The sequence below is a fragment of the Bacillus sp. 2175 genome (assembly GCF_057812155.1).
Genome location: NZ_JBSZSU010000008.1, coordinates 16087 through 33596, shown reverse-complemented (window position 1 = coordinate 33596; position 17510 = coordinate 16087). Strand labels below are relative to the sequence as shown.

15 protein-coding genes are annotated in these 17510 nt (G+C 33.6%); 2 read left to right on the top strand and 13 right to left on the bottom strand.

Going from position 1 to position 17510, the window contains the following annotated elements; translation table 11 throughout:
• Positions 1 to 118: 118 nt before the first annotated feature.
• The 11 genes from ACXKY9_RS28790 to ACXKY9_RS28740 all read right to left on the bottom strand — a co-directional run bounded on the left by ACXKY9_RS28790 (position 119) and on the right by ACXKY9_RS28740 (position 12688).
• Positions 119 to 1429: a response regulator transcription factor gene (locus ACXKY9_RS28790; RefSeq protein ID WP_012008619.1), complete on the bottom strand. Its 1311-nt coding sequence runs from the start codon at positions 1427 to 1429 to the stop codon at positions 119 to 121.
• A 17-nt stretch (positions 1430 to 1446) separates the two neighbouring features.
• On the bottom strand, positions 1447 to 1914 hold the full coding sequence (locus ACXKY9_RS28785; protein ID WP_000842365.1) for a hypothetical protein: 468 nt from the start codon (positions 1912 to 1914) through the stop codon (positions 1447 to 1449).
• 23 nt (positions 1915 to 1937) lie between these two features.
• On the bottom strand, positions 1938 to 3431 hold the full coding sequence (locus ACXKY9_RS28780; RefSeq protein ID WP_012008617.1) for a C40 family peptidase: 1494 nt from the start codon (positions 3429 to 3431) through the stop codon (positions 1938 to 1940).
• 113 nt (positions 3432 to 3544) lie between these two features.
• Positions 3545 to 5437 (bottom strand): VirB4 family type IV secretion system protein, encoded by a 1893-nt coding sequence (locus ACXKY9_RS28775; protein WP_001151311.1) that lies wholly within the window; start codon positions 5435 to 5437, stop codon positions 3545 to 3547.
• A 3-nt stretch (positions 5438 to 5440) separates the two neighbouring features.
• On the bottom strand, positions 5441 to 6124 hold the full coding sequence (locus ACXKY9_RS28770; protein ID WP_000051766.1) for a TraC-like domain-containing protein: 684 nt from the start codon (positions 6122 to 6124) through the stop codon (positions 5441 to 5443).
• The gene (locus ACXKY9_RS28765) at positions 6124 to 6459 is read right to left on the bottom strand and encodes a PrgI family mobile element protein (RefSeq protein WP_000390116.1); all 336 of its coding nucleotides are present in this window, start codon (positions 6457 to 6459) and stop codon (positions 6124 to 6126) included. The genes ACXKY9_RS28770 and ACXKY9_RS28765 overlap by 1 nt, the downstream gene beginning before the upstream one ends.
• Positions 6460 to 6464: 5 nt before the next feature.
• Complete coding sequence (locus ACXKY9_RS28760) at positions 6465 to 7322, bottom strand: conjugal transfer protein TrbL family protein (RefSeq protein WP_000505795.1); 858 nt, start codon at positions 7320 to 7322, stop codon at positions 6465 to 6467.
• 17 nt (positions 7323 to 7339) lie between these two features.
• Positions 7340 to 7720: a hypothetical protein gene (locus ACXKY9_RS28755; protein ID WP_000662185.1), complete on the bottom strand. Its 381-nt coding sequence runs from the start codon at positions 7718 to 7720 to the stop codon at positions 7340 to 7342.
• A gap of 12 nt (positions 7721 to 7732) precedes the next feature.
• Positions 7733 to 9679: a VirD4-like conjugal transfer protein, CD1115 family gene (locus ACXKY9_RS28750; RefSeq protein WP_000672076.1), complete on the bottom strand. Its 1947-nt coding sequence runs from the start codon at positions 9677 to 9679 to the stop codon at positions 7733 to 7735.
• Complete coding sequence (gene mobP3 / locus ACXKY9_RS28745; RefSeq protein ID WP_228176717.1) at positions 9676 to 12201, bottom strand: MobP3 family relaxase; 2526 nt, start codon at positions 12199 to 12201, stop codon at positions 9676 to 9678. Before mobP3 ends, ACXKY9_RS28750 begins: the two co-directional genes overlap by 4 nt.
• 76 nt (positions 12202 to 12277) lie before the next feature.
• Positions 12278 to 12688, bottom strand: coding sequence for a hypothetical protein (locus ACXKY9_RS28740; RefSeq protein ID WP_000260289.1), 411 nt, complete (start codon positions 12686 to 12688; stop codon positions 12278 to 12280).
• Between the two features lie 692 nt (positions 12689 to 13380).
• Between ACXKY9_RS28740 and istA the strand changes: the two genes are divergently transcribed.
• Together istA and istB are read left to right on the top strand one after the other, a co-directional pair.
• Positions 13381 to 14676 carry an IS21-like element IS232 family transposase gene (istA, locus tag ACXKY9_RS28735; RefSeq protein ID WP_000275580.1) on the top strand — a complete coding sequence of 432 codons (1296 nt, stop codon included), beginning with the start codon at positions 13381 to 13383 and terminating at the stop codon, positions 14674 to 14676.
• Positions 14666 to 15418 (top strand): IS21-like element IS232 family helper ATPase IstB, encoded by a 753-nt coding sequence (gene istB / locus ACXKY9_RS28730; RefSeq protein WP_000798699.1) that lies wholly within the window; start codon positions 14666 to 14668, stop codon positions 15416 to 15418. The genes istA and istB overlap by 11 nt, the downstream gene beginning before the upstream one ends.
• Before the next feature lie 665 nt (positions 15419 to 16083).
• Here the strand turns inward: istB and ACXKY9_RS28725 are convergent.
• Positions 16084 to 16503 carry a hypothetical protein gene (locus ACXKY9_RS28725; RefSeq protein ID WP_000412868.1) on the bottom strand — a complete coding sequence of 140 codons (420 nt, stop codon included), beginning with the start codon at positions 16501 to 16503 and terminating at the stop codon, positions 16084 to 16086.
• Between the two features lie 405 nt (positions 16504 to 16908).
• The gene (locus tag ACXKY9_RS28720) at positions 16909 to 17475 is read right to left on the bottom strand and encodes a hypothetical protein (protein WP_012008613.1); all 567 of its coding nucleotides are present in this window, start codon (positions 17473 to 17475) and stop codon (positions 16909 to 16911) included.
• Between the last annotated feature and the right edge of the window lie 35 nt (positions 17476 to 17510).

Genomic DNA, 17510 nt, shown 5'->3' with positions numbered 1-17510 from the left:
ATTTTTTACAAATAAAATTTATCAATATAAAAAAGAACTGAAATATAGGTGTTCACCAGGACTATCAACCTATATTCCAATTCTTTTTTTATAAATATTAAATTAAATTCACTATATTTCACTTCTTAAAAAATCTATTAAACAGAGAAGTTTTTTTCTCCTTCTTATAGTACTTATTACCTATAACCTCTTTTATTATAATATCCATACTATCTACAAATTCTTCATCTATATCTTTATGCTCAAATGGAATCCTACCATCGTATAGACAGTTATATGTAATTACGGGATCTATATGTGGAATATTTATAACCCCTTCTAATCCTAGAGAATTACATAAACCTTTACCATCTACCCCTTTATTCATCTTATTAAAGATAAAATATATTGGGTGGCCTTCCTGCTTTAATTTTACAAAATTCATTACTTTATCTATTTCCTTGGCGATTAAATACGGTTGAGGATCTATTATAATAAATATATAATCCATATAGCTAAATGCATCTAGTGGTACATTCTCCCCAAAGTCTACAATATTAATTGCCTTTTTCTCAAAATGTATTTGTTTTATTAATTCATTAATTCCCCATTCACCAATTTTACTTTTTCTAGTATCAGCTACATTCCAATAAATATCAAAGACCTTATTATTAAACTCCTTGTTTCCGATTTCATTTTGTTTAATCATGTGAGGAATTGACATGAATTGATTATCCTCTTCTTCGTGTTCATGTAGTAACAATGTATCAAAAAAATACGGATTTATTGGTGGTTCTACTATAGAAATTGCTAGATCATAATCACTCATTGCCATTGCAAGATTCATAGACACAAAACTACTACCTGATTTCGAACTTAAACCGCATATTGCTATATTTTTATTTGCAACGGATACTACCTCGGTTTTTGTTTCATAAATTTTTTTCTCTATAACCTGCTTTTTTGTAAGTATCTTGGTTTTTATCTTTTCATTAGAAGTAGAAAATTCATTTCCTACTTCATAATGCCATCTAACAACATCAGCATATGTTGTATTCCTCTTAATATGCTTTTCTATTAAAGGCGTGAAGTTTTCTCGCTCCTTCCCTTTTTCATCTATAGTTTCAGTCGATAACGGTATTACATCTGTAATGCCCATACTCACAACAGCTGCTACCGTTTTATCGCCTGGCTCTTTATCTATCGCTAATAATACAATTCTTATAGATGGCTTACTAGCACGAATAGATTTAATTCCAGTTATCAAACTAGCACTATCTGTAACCCCTATATCAATTAAAAGTAGCTTTAACGAAACCTGAGCTGCTGAAAAACAAGCTTGCTTAAAACTATCTTCTTCAAATTCACCAATTTTTATAAAAGCAGCCTCTCTTTCGAGAGCAGCTTTTATCTCTTCAACAAATTTAGGACGTGCTATAATACCATCCATCCTTACACACTACCTTTCTACAAATGAATTTCATAATGCTCACATTTCCAACCGGTATCAGTTTTAATCCACTCAGCCTTTACACTAATAGCTTGTACATAAATGGATTGAATATCATCCGTACCTACATCATATGTAGTCCTATATGTTGCATAAGATGTAATCTTAGTTTTTTCACTATTTTTCGCTATTGCCCTAAGCTCTTGGATGTCTGTTTGCTTAACCTTTAAATCTTCTTGCTTTCTTTCTTTTATACTTAAAAAATTCTTTTTAGCTTCACCAATCAAATATTTTTCAAATTCCTCGGATTTCCCTTCAGACATCTCTTTAATAAATCCATTCATTTCTGTTTTTACCTCTTCTTCTGAATGGAATTTCGCAATTTCATTTTTTAATTTTCGATTTTCCCCATAAGTATATATAAATAAATAAGAAACCGTCATAAATAATATGACTGCCACACTTATAATCACTCTACTTTTCAAATTGTCCCTCTCCTTTTAGATACTTAACGAACAATTCGTCCACCACCGTAATATTGTCTATTCCAATATCCTTCAAATACATTATCAATTTTTATGCCCGAACTGTTTGAATTAATCATTTTCCCATTTCCAATGTACATCCCAACGTGTGTGACTTTTGGCCCTACGTATGTGCCGTAGAAAAATACAAGATCCCCAGGCTGTAATTGTTCTTTATTTACTCTTGCTGTGGCATTATATTGTTCTTGCGCTGTACGTGGAAGATTTATCCCAGCTGCCTGTCTAAAATTCCATTGCATTAAACCACTACAATCAAAACCTTGTGCTGGATTAGCACCTGCCCAAACATAAGGTCTTCCAAGGAATTGTGCCATAGATGTATATACTTTATTAGCATCAAATTTTTGTCCGCCACTTCCATCTAAAACTATACCTCCACCTTGATTTCCAGCTTCACAATTCATCGTTAGTCCACCCAATGAATTTGCTATTTGTGTTGTTACAGGTACCCAATCTTTATTCATTCCCTGTGGGTCATTACTTGCACCCACAGGAGCATATTTAGCACCTATTTTTGGAATTGTTGTTAACCCCTGTGATATGTATAGTTTATATAAGTTCTTTGCCATAAAATCTAGTCCCTCATGTAAAGTAGAAAAAGTCCATAGTCCTCCACTTCCCATAATTCCTCCAGGATTATTTTTCTCTCGAACCGCCCTTGATGTTCCTCTTCCGGTTTCGTGAAATGCGATTGAAATAAAAATAACTGGATCAATCTTATGTTTTTCCGCTATGCTTATAAAATCATCTGTCATTCCTTTAAATTTCCCCGCTTTATCCATCTGTTGACGAATTAATTCCTTATTTAAAGTACCGCTTGGTGTACACACCGCTCCTGTTCCTGTACCTGCATCGGGAAACATCTGCTGGATTGTTCCTGCTTCAATCAGCTTTTTAACATATTCTTTCTGTTCCTTTGTAAACTTAGCATCATCCATCGCCTCATCTAATGTTACAGAGGAACTTATTACACGTTTTCCAGGCATATCGCTAATCTTCTTTATATTGTTACTTATACTATTTCCTGAAAGATTAAATTTCGCAAAAAAATCTTGAACTGCCTTTTTCCCTTTAATTTCTTTACTAGATGTAACTATTTCTTGCGTTTGTTTCTCTTCACATTGACCAGTTTCTTTGTTTGTTTTAATACATTTTTCTTCTGTTTTATATTCTTCATATTTAAGCTTTATAAAATGATAAGCTGAATCATGAGGATCTTTTCCGTCTAAATGATTTTCGTACTTGACCATATCAAATGCGACCAGTTCTACCCAATTAATCTGTAAATTAGTTGCTACCTCTATATATTTTTTAATAGTTTCCTCTTTGCCACCTGGAGTTGAAGATGTTAGCAAAAGAAAAGGGCCTAATAACACTAAAACAATCCCAGTTATCAAGACCATCAAAATTGGTTTCCAATAATCTTTTAAAAGTAAAGCTGCCTTTAAGTAAATCACCGTTTCACCTTCTAAAACGTTCTAAAAAGAACATAGAGTAGTAATAATTACCTAATAAAACAAACTCTACGTTCTTTTAAGAACAAATATATTTATATTTCACCTTAATTCTATTAACGGCCTCCAGCCTCACCAAACATAATTAATTCTTCTGGAGAAATATCTATTTTTAAATGCATTCGTCTATTACCAGCAATAAATAGAGCTTCTCCCCTATTCCCTTCTGATAATGTATGTATTTCTCTTTCTGATAAAGTCATTAATTTTTCTAATGCTTCAATATCTTTTTCACCTTGTCCTAGTAAAATTTTATATACAGGGTTATTTAGTAAGGCTTGTCCATATCGCTTTACAGCTGGATCTAAGAAATCTACTAAATCCTGTGTTATTACCATTAAACCGCCTTCATATTTACGAATACGTTTTGAGGTATTTCGTAAAAACTTAATTGTTTCTGGGACTTCAGGATCAATTAATAAGTAACATTCATCCACACCAAGTAAAACCTTTTCTTTTCTATTTTTTGAAACCTCATTCCAGGCCCAACCTAAAACATTATAAAATTGTGCCCTTCTAATCTCATCATTCGCCTCTAGTAAGTTCTTAATATTTAATACAACAAAATCTGATTTAGGATTAATTGTAGTCGGTCCACTCCATAAAAATGAATCTGCTCCTACCGCTGCTGATCTTAATAAAATAGATAGATCAAGCCAATCCTTGCTATTTGCACCCGTTAGAGAAACGTTGGATAAGTCTCCCCATTTTTTTGTAAGTTCCTCCACATTTTCCTTCGATAAATCTAATAGTATAAAGTATAAATCTTTTAATGTTGGATACTGTTCATTAGGTATGTCTTGTGGATTAGTAGCCCAATTAATACCTTTTGAGTTATACAATGCTTCTAAGGCTACTTCCAATAAACTCATATCTCTTCTACTTATATTACCTAAATATAGTTTGAAAAATGTTCGTAAGAATTGAAAGTGATACGCTAATGGGCCACTATTATTTCCTTCAACTTCTTCATATAACTTTTCTTTTTCATCTTTATCATCTAATGGGACATCTCTTATCTGTAGGGGGTTTATTCGACTTTCTTGTGATCCCCCACAATCAATAGCATCCCCATCCATATTTCTTGCTAAATCACCATATTCATCTTCTGGGTCTATAATGATAATTTTTGTTCCACGACCATACTCACCACGCAAAATCTTTTTAACAGCTGTACTCTTTCCTACACCTGGGCGGCCGATAACAGTTAGATTTGAGTTTGTTCTACTTTCTCGCCTAGTCCAGAAATCACAAAGAATAATCCCTCCACCTTTATCAGTACCTAATAAAATACCTTCACCGTCATTAAGACCTGAATATACAAATGGGAAGCCTGCTGCTACGGACTCAGCTGGCATATTTCTAGCTCCTATATCTTTAATTCGATTTTCCATCATCCCCCATGGGCCTACAGTTCTTAATCCTTCTTCTTGTAGAAACATCGGTGTTCTTGCCCTTAACCCTGCTGCTGCAAGCATACTTTCTACTCTTCGGCATCTCGTATTTAATTCATCTAAATCTTCAGCTGATACTAAAAGTACCACCGTCATTAACATTACTTTTTGCTGTTCTCTATCAATCTTTTTTAAAATTGCCTTTGCATCATCATATTGATCCTGTGCCCTTTCTCTTGAAACTGGATTTCCCATATTTTCAATTTTGGCTCCAAGTTCACCCATAGAAACACGAATTTCATTTACTAAATCATATGGGTCAATAGGTTCCGTATGCATTGACGTTACTACACCAGGAATATTTGCAATTCGACTTAGCCACGCTTCCCCTACACGTTGAGGATAATCAGTTATAACAAGTACACGTTGAAATCTATCCCCATAGTTTAATTGTTTAGGCTGAAAATTTATCACACTAGGTGTAATTACATCTAAGAATCCTGACAATTGATTTTTGCCAGCAATCTTTTTCTTCTTTTCTTTTACCTTCGCCATATTTTATGCTCCCTCATTTTCCTCATCATTTACAGTATCATTACCATTATAAAAAGCTTGTATAAATGGGCCATTATCTATTGGTGCTCTTTCCACTGAAGATTGTGCTGAATTTCCAAATAAGAATTGTAAATCACGAATCATTTGATCATCACATACTTGTCCGGATAAACTTGCTCCTTTAAGTTCTTGTGCAATTTCATTACATGTTCTACGTAACTGATCCTGATCCATATCATCTTTGTTATTTCGGCTTGATATTATGATATAAAATTGACGTTCTACCGCCTCACCACCACTAGACATCATAATTGCACGCTTAATATCCTGTTCTATAATTTTTCTTTTAACTGGAGTTTCTTCATTTGCCTTTTTCTCTTGTAACCTATAAATATAACCATCTAAATCAACTGGTCTAGCAATAGTTAATGTTTGTTGACCACGAGTTATCCCGTTATAAACTTCAGTTAAACTTTTAATTTTTCTTCGTTGTTCCTTCTTTGATAATAAATCCATATTCAAAGGCTGAACTTTTATAAATCCTACAATCGAACCGTTTTTCAAATGAAGCAATTCATTGTTAATATCCATCACGGGCATCCACTGTTGAGCAACTGCTTTGTTTTTTTGAGTTGCAACTTGCTCCGGTGAAAGATTATTTTTAGATTTACTCTTAAAAAGACTCATTAATCTCTTTCTCTCCCTTCACCAAAAACGTAATAAAATCGTTTAGGTCTCGCATTGAATTGCCTCATCATTTTTAAAATATCTAATAAGTTCACTCCAGTACGTGGATTTTGAACCGATATACCATATCCTATACCTGCACACATTACAGCGAGGAATATCCTAACAATTATAGGAATTCCGAAAACTCCTAATAACAGTAAAAGCATAAATCCAACTATTGCACCTGCTAAGGTGACGAAAATTTCTCGCCACCCAAAACCAGGTATTAATTCAAATCGTGCTTTAATGTTTTTAGGGATTAAATATGGATTCTCAAACTCTCTATCTTCCATAGATATTAAGCTCCCTTCGTCATTGCTTTTCTCATTATAACTGCTGTAGCTGCCTGCTGAGCTACACCTGTTGCCATTCTCCCTGTTCCTGTACTATGAACCCAATTTTGAAGGGTTTTCGGTACTTTGATTGCCACCCAAAGAATCCCCAAGAATAGGAATAACGACATAATCGGAAAATCTTTGTATACCATTGTTTTTAAAGCCTCAAAACTAAGTTTTAACATAAATAGCTGTGAAGCCTGGGCTAATGATATCGCTAAAACATCTTTCCACCAAGCTGAATACATCCCTGAATTTGTAACCAATCCAGTAGCCAAAAGTGGACCCGCTACAGCTGCATAAGCTAGTTCAGCTGCTCTAATAGATGTTTGTATAAGAACAATAATAATGGCTACAACAGCCACGATAACCGATAATAATACAAATAGAGGTATAACAGATGTTGATTTTGCAATTAAATCCAGTGTTTGCTTTATTTCACTAGTACTCTTGTCCCATTTGGCTCCAGGTAATTTAGCTACATCAACAGCCATCTGTGTACCAAATTTATATACATAAGATACAATCCAAGGAATCGTACAAATAACTGCTACCGCTTGACCGGAACCTTTTATAAGTGCCATAGGATCTGCTCCACTATCCCCATTCATTCTAAGTATATAAGTGTATATAGCTTGGAATGCAACAACAACTACAACCCAGGATAGAGCAATAACTTGCGTATAGATTATGGCCTGTTTTACAATATCTAGTTCTAATACATAAACAGATACGCCGGCAATTTCGGCAATTATTTTCAAGAAAAATTCAATTGCTCCATTAATCCAACTGTTAAATATCTTATCTAATATGAATCCCATGTTTTTTAACCTTCTTCTTAGTTATAGTAACTAGCCCACCATTTAATTAACCCTACAGCCGATACACCAATTGCTGTTGCAACTAAAATCTGTTTAGTACGTTTATTTGCATGTGCAATATCAGCTGGATCATTATCAGACATTTGCTTTTTAAACTGTTGCCAAGCAACCATACAACCACCCGCAATAGGAACTAGTGCGATAAGCCATGTTGTAGCATCACCAATCATTTTTTTAGTACCAGAATAAATCTTTGGCTCCCCAGCCGCATATGCTGAAGTATCAATTACAAACAGTGCTGCAAACAATACATATGGTAATGCAAAAGCTAAATAATGTTTAAAACTAATTTTTTTCTTTTTACCTTTATTCATTTTTAAATCTTTATTTTCTTTCATTCCCTAATCCTCCTAAATAATGTCCATATAGCTTTCTTTTTGTTCAGCTACATCTATTGGTTCATTTGTAATATCCATTGTTTCTTCAAATTCTTCTGTCTCAGCAGTTTCTTCTAAATCATTTGTCTTATTAGCTTTTTCGATTGCTTCAAGTTCTCCTTCCCATTGCGCTTTAAATGGATCAAATACATCAAATCTAATATCTTTCTTTTCCAAATCACCCCTTTCAATGGGTATAAATTTAATAGGATACTTCGAAATATCAGGAGTAGGGACTCTTGTAGCATATTGACGTTGCCTAATAACAATCGCTTCAAAATCTGGAAATCTCATTACTTCATCAGGTGTTAACAGTTCACGTTTTGATAGATTCTGTGAATAACTAGCAGAAAAGTCTTTCGTTCTAGTAGTAGCTGAATAGCCATCAGTTGCAACTGTGTATGTTCCTAATTTTTTACTAATAACTTCTGCTGTTTCATTATCACCAGTCAACAAGTATAACCAGACTCTACAGTTTCCGGTTATTGTATTAGCCAATTTCCCATACTTTTCTTTAATTTGATCCAATCCCTGAACAACAATGTTATATCTAACTCCCCTACTCCTTGAAACAGTAATTTTAGTGTCAAAATCTGAAATTCTCGGCATATTACCAAACTCATCAAGTAAACAGCTAGTTCTTATTGCAATTCGTCCCTCTGGTCTAGAATTTGCCAAATTAACCAACTCGAAATACGTTTGATCTATATATAACGTTGCTAAGAAATGTCGAGTCTTAACTTCGTCAGGGATAATAAGGAATGTTGCTGTTTTCTTTTCACCAGGTTGTTTTAAATCGTGATCTTGAAAACTAGTCATATATGCAATTGAAGGATCTGCAAATAATCTTAAATCTGCTGCAACAGATGCAAAGAAGCTACCACGCATTTTTTCAGGAGCCATACCAGCTGTAGCAAATGCTAATTTTGCAAGGTGGCCTCGTTCTAACGATTCAATCAATTCCAATAAGGGAACATATTCCTCCATCATCCCATCGCCAATTTCACGTTTCTTAACTACCCCATACTCAACTAGCAATTGAAACACACTAGCCATATGCTTTTGACTATCTTTCTTTGATTCTATGGCTATATATAAAATCAATGCGGCAATAACACTTTCGGCTCCAGTAGCCCAAACAGGGTCGCCCGTACGCTCTTTTTGATATACAATCATGTTTGCTATATTCCATGCTGCTTCAGAAGCTTTCGATTCATCATCTTCCTTTAAAGCATCTACAACAGCTTTTATTGGATTCCAATGATGTGTACTAGCCTTAGGTTTACGGAAATCCAACATTATTACTTCGTAACCCTGTTCTTCCAAGAATTTCTTGGTTGCTGCATATAATTCACCCTTTGGATCTGTTAAAATCATACTTTCGCCAGCTTTTGCTAACGTCCATATTGCAGGATAAATAATTCTTCGTGTTTTACCTGAACCAGTTGTACCGATAATTAATGTATGTTCATCTTCCGATACAAGCCATACTTTTTTCTTTTTTAAATCAGCCCCCAGGACTATACCAGCTGTTTTTATAGGTTCTTTTTCATATTTCCAAACACTATTATTAGCATCTCTCTCTTTTTCAGTTTGCCACCTACTTGTCCCAAATTGCCCACCACCGGATGCCTCTGGACCGCCAATACCATTCTTCATTTTATTTTTTATGCCTCTATTTTCTTTCCAGATAATCAAAACAATAGCTGTGGCAACAAAACCCTGTAATATTAAATAAAATGTTCCATAAGATTGCTTCAAAATTACCCATGGGTATATAACGGAAAATGTAGTTAAATTATTAATAACAATTTGAAGATCAATTCCCTTAAATAAAAGGTCTAAATTATATACAATCTTTGGTAAGATTAGTAAATCAGCTAAAATCACAAAAACAACTAAAAATATTCGGAATTTCAACCTCTCTCTTCCCTTTCTTGTCTTTGTTTTTGTTCTTGTTCTTTTGCTCTCATCATTCTTTTTCTTGCATATTCCATTTCTTTTTCTGATTTCATACGCTCTTTTTCTAACTCATTCCAGAATGACTTCCATATCTTATTAATTGAAGCGTTCGGATTCTTGAATGATGGCATTTTATAAATATATGGAGCTTTAACATTTAAAGTCTCATTTAATTGTTTATAACTCTCTTTATTTACATAGGTTGCTTTTCCCCATCTTTGATTTTCCTCGTTAAGAGCTCCTACTTGTTCAATTATTTTTTCGATTTTTTCGGGTGGAGCATTACTTTTCACCCGTCTATTCCATTCAAGTACGGTATCTTTAACCTTTTCTTCTGACATGCCTGTAGCAAATAGAACCTTACTGTAATCCCGAATAGTTTTTTCGGTCATATCCTGTACTCTTAAAGGTCTTTTTAAGTATTCAATGTCGTTCGTTCTTTTTTCATATTTTTTTATTACCTTAGTAACTAAACTTTGAGGTAACTTTCTTTTTTTAGCCCAAACATTTATTTTTTCTTTAAATAACGAATTGTCAGATGCCACGCCTCTTAAAATCCTTGCATAGACCTCGGTTAAATGTTCTCTATCTGGCACTTCCATTTTTTCGACTACAATATTTTCTAACTGCAATAAAGTTTCATCAGCTTTTTGTTCGTCAAACTCTAATTCTTGAAAAGTCTTGAATGGGTATTTAAAATCTTCTGGTTTAACACCTATATTTCCTAATACTTTATCCCATGTATTCTTACGTAAAAAATTAGATCCTTCTTCGATTTTTTCATTAATCGCATACAAATCTACTCCTGCTATTTCATTAGAACGAATCCACTCTGAAACAACATCAATTCTTTTACTCTCAGAAACTTCACTTTGCTTTAGGGCAACACTCATGCAAAACGCTGTCCATCCAGCTGCCGCTTCATCCCTGCATATACCTTGCGAAAATGTTTCAATCATTTTATCCACATCTTCTTTTGAAACTTCACTGCGTTCTACTAATTTATATGGATAATCCACAGATACATCTGTTATTTCCTCAATCTTGCTAAAATCTTTTTTCGATACAAAGTTAGAGTTCGCTTTTTTTTCGATCTTATTTAAAACTTTTTCAATCCCATCTAAAACGTCATCGTATCTATTTAACTTGGATATAATTTCATTATTTGTCCAACCTGCTAATTTTAGTATTTCAGCTCCAGTTTTAATGTCTTTTTCATCAATAGTTTTAATATCTTCTTTTGATGAATTAGCAATACTTTTGCTAATTTCTTTTTCACTAAGCCCCAAATCCGCTTTCTCCGACCAGGTTTCAAAAACCCTTTTGATTTCATTTTCCGAAAAGGATAAATGTTTTAATAATGCTGCACTTTTTTTAGTCACATCATAACTAAGATCTTGTTTCGGTTTACCATTAGCTTTTATAAATTGCATTTGTGCCTTCATCGCTTTTTCTTGGTCAACTTTTGGTAGAAAATTAATCCTTGTCTCTAATGCACCCTTTAAAAGAACCTGCGAAACTCTTTTTTGAATGTCTTTCATTGCTTTTTCTTTCGCTAATTCTATTCTTTCAGGATCATGAGAATGTAATTTTGTTAGACCTTCTACGGAAGATAAATAACGTTCTGTAGATTCCATAAACTGAGGTCGATTTATTAACCAATTTGATATTTCATCAACCTCTTTTTTGACCTCATCTGGCATAAATGCATAACTCATACGGCCCTTTTCTGGTAACATTTTGGAAAGTTCATAAAGAGACTTCTGCAATTTTTCAATATCATGCGTGTGTATGCGTGGTGCAATGCCAACTTGTGTTTTATCTACTTCATCTAAACCTTTTAACATTTTGACTGCATCTACAACGTTGTCTAAAGCGAACTCTCGAATGAAATCACGTTCTACAGTTTTTATTAAATTTAATTCCTGCCTTTCTTCACGATATATTTCATTCATAAATACATTTTTTACATCTCTATGTTCCCCTTTAGACAAAGCCCCTCTTTCACGCTTAGTCTCTTTTTCCCACATCATAAGGTGAACATGCGGATGGCCCTTTTCCTCATGAAAGGCGGCAATCCATTTCAAATTACTTTCTGTAATACCCATTTTTTTTGCTGCATCTGGAACTGTCGAACGAAGAAGATCTTCCCATTTCCTTTTCTCCGTAAATCCTAGATTCAAAGCATCTTCTTCTTTTAAGCTAAGTATCATTCGCCAAACAACCCCGTCATGCTCTCTTAGTTCTTTTTGTACGTCTTTCAAAACGAGAGCTTCATTACTATTTTGGGTAAAAAGGCCATGTGATCCAGGGCGTTCCCCAGCATACTTTGCATGATGTGCGGCATCTGTTTTTTCTTCTAACTCTTCAAAGTCTTTTGTTGTTTCCATACTTACGCCTGGTCTTGTTCCTATGTATTCAACATGGGCACTATTTTTTTTAGCATTAGAAGTGCTAGGTAAATAAAAACTTGTTTTCATGATAAATGGAGCTTTCATACTTCTTTTTATACCTTTCAATAAATCAAATCAAAAATTTTAAAACATTAGTAATTTATTATTCATCAATATCTCCTTTTGACCTTAAACTTTCTACAGATTTAATCCGTGCACGAGAATATATGTCTTTAACATCTAAATTCTGTCTACCTAATGATTCAACTAACATATACATCGCTGTACCTGCTGAAACTGATCCTTTAGCACCAATTTTCGCAAGACGTTCTACCGAAGGTTTCAGTACATCTCTTAAAGCTTCTCGTATTTCAACTTTAATAAAATCCATATTATTTTCTGCATAATGCCTGTGTAATCCCTCTTCACAAAAACGCCTTACTACATCTGCTGTATCTTCTCCCCTCTCCTCTGCTACCGCATTTAATTTCGCTTTTAAATCTGTTGGAACTCGGACTCTGAGTAGGTCATTATACCTACTATTTTTATTTTTATGAATAATTATCACCACCATACATTGTTGCTACGTAGTTATTTAGTACTAGTAAAATAGTATCACATTTTGTTCCCACATAAAAGCATTTTATTAAAGTAGAATGAACACAAATGTGTTCACGAAAAAACCATGATATACCAGGCTTTGCCTGGTAGTTGTAGCCACGTATGTGGCGTCCCCCTTATCCTGCATTACTAATTTTTTTTGCTCAAAGAGCGAAAAAAATGTCGTTCGCTCCACTTCGTTCCGTCCTTCCGTATCCCCCGATTTTTCTATATATTTATTGGATTTACGCAAAAAAAAAGAAAGATCACTTCGTGTAACGAAATGATCTTTCACGTATTTCACACCTTATAATATTCATGCAGTTATTCACATATTAATTCTTCTCATATTGGAACATCATCTAATAATAATTTCTTGATTCCCCTCTAATCCATCCTGAATTTTCTCCAAATTGGGATATAATTCATAAATAGCACCAATGGACAAAATTAGCAAAGCTATAAAGATAGCTATAGGAATCCTAAATAATAGTCGCATCTTACTTTTCATAATAATTATAAATAGTATTAAAGAAATCCAAATAAATAAGTTAGATAACAATACTTTCCCCCCCTATAAATGCTAACTTAAATATGTACATTAACGCTTGAATAAATATGTACATTTTCAATTGGATTCTCCATACTGACTCTGAGGTGGTTAGTATGTATATTAAGCTAGATATTCAAACAGAATTTGAGGTTAAAAGTCTTTCAGACTTACCAAATTTTAAAAAACTAATGGGGAACTTAAAAATGAAGATAAATAAAAGTCAATTAGCCAGAGAATTGAATGTGGATCGGCGTACCATAGATAAGTATTTGAATGGTTTTACACCAAAAGGGACAAAAAATAAAACATCGAAAATCGATACATATTATGAAGTGATTGCAGCTCTTTTATCTAGTGATTCTAAACAAATCTTCTACTACAAACGAGTGTTATGGCAGTATCTAACAGACAATCACGGTTTAAAATGTTCACAGTCTGCATTTCGTGCTTATATTAATAGAAAGCCTGAATTTAGAACATATTTTGATGAGGGGAAGCGTATTTTATCAGGTCATTCAGTGGGTGTCCGTTATGAGACACCTCCAGGAGAACAAGCTCAATTAGATTGGAAAGAAAGCATACGATTTGAAACCAAAAGTGGCGAAATCGTATATGTGAATGTAGCTGTACTTTTATTGTCCTACTCGAGATTTAAAGTTTTTCATTTGAATATTTCAAAATCACAAAGTGTTTTAATGTCATTTATGACAGAGGCATTTGAAATGTTTGGTGGTGTACCGAAGGTAATTGTCACGGATAATATGAAGACGGTAATGGATGAAGCTCGAACAGAACACTTTACAGGAACGATTAACAATAAGTTTGCCCAATTCGCTCAAGATTTTGGATTTAAGGTACAACCTTGTATCGCAGGGCGACCAAATACCAAAGGGAAAGTAGAAGCGCCAATGAAACTTCTAGACGAAATTCATGCTTATCAAGGAAGATTCACTTTTGAAGAATTACATGAATTTGTGCAAAAATTATGTGCAAGAATTAATCAAACATTTCATCAAGGGACTGGTAAGATTCCAGTGTTTGCCCTAAAACAGGAAAAGAATCTCCTACAACCACTCCCGAAGAGCGCGATAAGAGATTCCTATATGATTAAGCATAAACTTGTAAAAGTTAATACATCAGGCATGATATCTTACAAATCGAATCAATACTCAGTTCCAGCTGAATATCAAGGTAAAACCGTCGGTTTACAAGTATATGATAATCAAATATATGTTTATCATAACATGAAGTTAATTGTACAACATAAAATCAGCCAATCTAAGCTCAATTATAAAGAAGAACATTATAAAAAAGCATTGGCTAAGTCACTACCTAAATATCCGAACATTGACAATTTGGCGAAACAAAATTTATCAGTAATTGGTGAGGTATATAGAAATGAAGAATAGCTATCAACAATTAACAACAAACCTAGAGTATTTAAAATTAAAACAAATGGCACAACATTTAGGTGACGTAGTCGATTTTAGCATTAATAATGAATTATCCTTCGTAGAGACACTTGTTAAACTGACAAACTATGAGATTGATGTACGAGAACAAAATATGATTCATTCTATGGTGAAAATGGGCGCATTTCCTCATAGAAAGGAGGTTGATGAGTTTGATTTCGAATTCCAGCCGAGTATTAATAAACAACAAATCTTAGATTTTATTTCTCTACGTTTCTTAGAGCAACAAGAAAACATAGTATTTTTAGGACCTAGTGGTGTTGGTAAGACCCATTTGGCCACGTCTATTGGTATAGCAGCAGCTAAAAAGCGAACAAGTACTTATTTTATTAAATGTCATGATTTACTTCAAAATTTAAAACGTGCCAAGATTGAGAATCGCCTAGAATCTCGTTTAAAGCACTATACAAAATACAAATTACTTATTATTGATGAAATTGGGTACTTGCCTATTGATCCGGAGGATGCAAAATTATTCTTTCAATTAATCGATATGCGTTATGAAAAGCGTAGTACCATCCTAACGACCAATATCAACTTCAAGTCTTGGGACGAAGTATTCCAGGACCCTAAACTCGCCAATGCCATACTAGATCGTGTCTTACATCATGCCACGGTGGTCAGTATTGTAGGACAATCCTATCGAATTAAAGATCATTTTAGCAAAGAAAATGATTGATTTTGTACATGCTTAAACAAGCGAAAATGTACATGTTTATCTTGACATTTACACCCCCCATGATATTAAAATATTTTAAGTGTATTTTAGCATTCTTACAAAAAAACAGAGAAGATATTAGCCACTATATTATAAAGCGCAAAAACAAACTAGTTTATAAACTAGTTTGTTTTTGCATTTTACTTGATTTAACCATCCATTGGATCAATAAAAAAGTCTTTATCACACTCCAGTAGAAACGTGGGATTATATATTTAAAATTTCTCAATGTGTGAAATAACTAAATATGGTAAAATTATATTTGCGAGATACATATTATTAAAATTAAGATGGTTCAAGTCGAAGGAAGGCACCTTAGGGTGTCTTTTCTTTATAAAAAAAGACGCATTACGCGTCTTAAATTAATTTTTACTATATTGTTCTTTAGATTTTACGCTCCGTCCACCTTGTTAAGCGAAACTCAGGAACGTACAGATTGTAAAAAAGATTAGCTGCAGCTGCCAGCTAATCTTTTTTCTACAATCTGTAGTTATCGAGTTGAGTAAAGGTGGAGCGGTGGCTTACGGAATGTAGGCAACTGCCGTACATCCCGTGCCATGAGCCCTACCAGTTTTCAAGTTAAAAGCAACTACTAACATTTCAATCAAGACAATCTAACTTATAAACTAGTTGACTTGATCTCGCATCTGTTCTCCTACTTTTTCCAGACTGAAAGATTTTAATTTTTCCCAACTCTTTTTAGGGTGTCTCTTCCTTGTATGTCTTTTCTTTTGTTCCTTCTTAATAGCATCTATCAACATTTGTGGGCTATGATGAAAGTATGCTTGATTGTAGCCGTCCTCAATCATACCGAAATAATCACATTCATTGTCAACAAAGTAATTATCTACAATTAATTTCTCAAATTCACTTTCAATATAACCCCAATTGTGTACTTTACTATCAGAAATTGAAACACCATTAGAAGTTATTTCGAGCTTATCCAATAAATAGTCCATATACTCTCTTGATATTTTCTCTAATTCCTCAATTTTCTTCATATGTTCCTGATTTTCCAGAATAAATTCAATATACTTCTTTTCCATCACTCTCAGCCCCTTATTTCTTTACTGTCCCTTATCTTTATATTTTTCCTTCTAGCACTTATGCACTTTCTCTTTATGATTTTACTCTAACCAGCATACTAACATAAAACCCACGTTAAGAAATAATTACAAGAATTTATATAGAGAACACCTTGCGTTCTCTCAAAGAACAACAGTTAACCGTACTCTATATTGCCAGAACACGTTCGAGAACGTGTTCTTATTCTGAGTTCTAGGTGGCATTATATTTGTATAGATATTTCCCCTTAAGAACACTAGTTGCTCTTAAGGGGAACGACATTTATTATGTGTAAATCACATCGAAAACTAAACTAGTTGTCAATTTAGTTTAAACTAGTTTATAAACTAGTTTATTTATATTTATAAAAAATTAGCTATTAATAGCTAATTTTTTATATCGCTTTTCATTTTATTGTATTTTTCTAAAGCTTTAAGCGCTGCTGATTTTGGCTTAGTACCCATTTCTGAAACCTTCGGTTTTATTATTTGCTCACTTACATTACTTTCATTGCCATTTCCCTTTATATCAGAAGATGGTATTTCTTGAGCGATGTGAGCTGATGGTACTTCAACCTTACCGCCTATAGTATCTTCCTCTTTATCCGAAATCGGCATCTCATTCGTATTATTAGTTTTAATTATTTTGTTAAGCTCAGATGTACCACCAATCATTGTTAAAGCTAAATTTAATAGCATCTCTTGTCCTATACTACTAGATAGCATTTCAATTTGGCCCTGAGACAAATTTTCTGTAGTTAACGGGATATACAATGCTCCTGTACTACCGCTATTTCTATTGAACTTCAAACCATCTTGAATTAATTTTTCAGTAAGTTTATTTCGACTTATACCTAATTCCGATTTCATTTCATTAAATTCATTAATCCATTTAGCATCTATAGAAGGTGTAAATGTTCTTCCCTTACCTGCCTCATAACCGACGTTACTCATATATAACACCACACTTCATATTCTTATATAGCAAG

Excerpts from the sequence above, each read along its gene's own strand:
- ACXKY9_RS28760 (WP_000505795.1), bottom strand. The coding sequence starts at position 7,322 with ATGGGATTCATATTAGATAAGATATTTAACAGTTGGATTAATGGAGCA.
- ACXKY9_RS28720 (WP_012008613.1), bottom strand. The coding sequence starts at position 17,475 with ATGAGTAACGTCGGTTATGAGGCAGGTAAGGGAAGAACATTTACACCT.
- ACXKY9_RS28740 (WP_000260289.1), bottom strand. The coding sequence starts at position 12,688 with ATGGTGGTGATAATTATTCATAAAAATAAAAATAGTAGGTATAATGAC.
- ACXKY9_RS28770 (WP_000051766.1), bottom strand. The coding sequence starts at position 6,124 with ATGAGTCTTTTTAAGAGTAAATCTAAAAATAATCTTTCACCGGAGCAA.
- ACXKY9_RS28765 (WP_000390116.1), bottom strand. The coding sequence starts at position 6,459 with ATGGAAGATAGAGAGTTTGAGAATCCATATTTAATCCCTAAAAACATT.
- ACXKY9_RS28755 (WP_000662185.1), bottom strand. The coding sequence starts at position 7,720 with ATGAAAGAAAATAAAGATTTAAAAATGAATAAAGGTAAAAAGAAAAAA.
- istA (WP_000275580.1), top strand. The coding sequence starts at position 13,381 with ATGTATATTAAGCTAGATATTCAAACAGAATTTGAGGTTAAAAGTCTT.
- ACXKY9_RS28790 (WP_012008619.1), bottom strand. The coding sequence starts at position 1,429 with ATGGATGGTATTATAGCACGTCCTAAATTTGTTGAAGAGATAAAAGCT.
- ACXKY9_RS28775 (WP_001151311.1), bottom strand. The coding sequence starts at position 5,437 with ATGGCGAAGGTAAAAGAAAAGAAGAAAAAGATTGCTGGCAAAAATCAA.
- istB (WP_000798699.1), top strand. The coding sequence starts at position 14,666 with ATGAAGAATAGCTATCAACAATTAACAACAAACCTAGAGTATTTAAAA.
- ACXKY9_RS28725 (WP_000412868.1), bottom strand. The coding sequence starts at position 16,503 with ATGGAAAAGAAGTATATTGAATTTATTCTGGAAAATCAGGAACATATG.
- mobP3 (WP_228176717.1), bottom strand. The coding sequence starts at position 12,201 with ATGAAAACAAGTTTTTATTTACCTAGCACTTCTAATGCTAAAAAAAAT.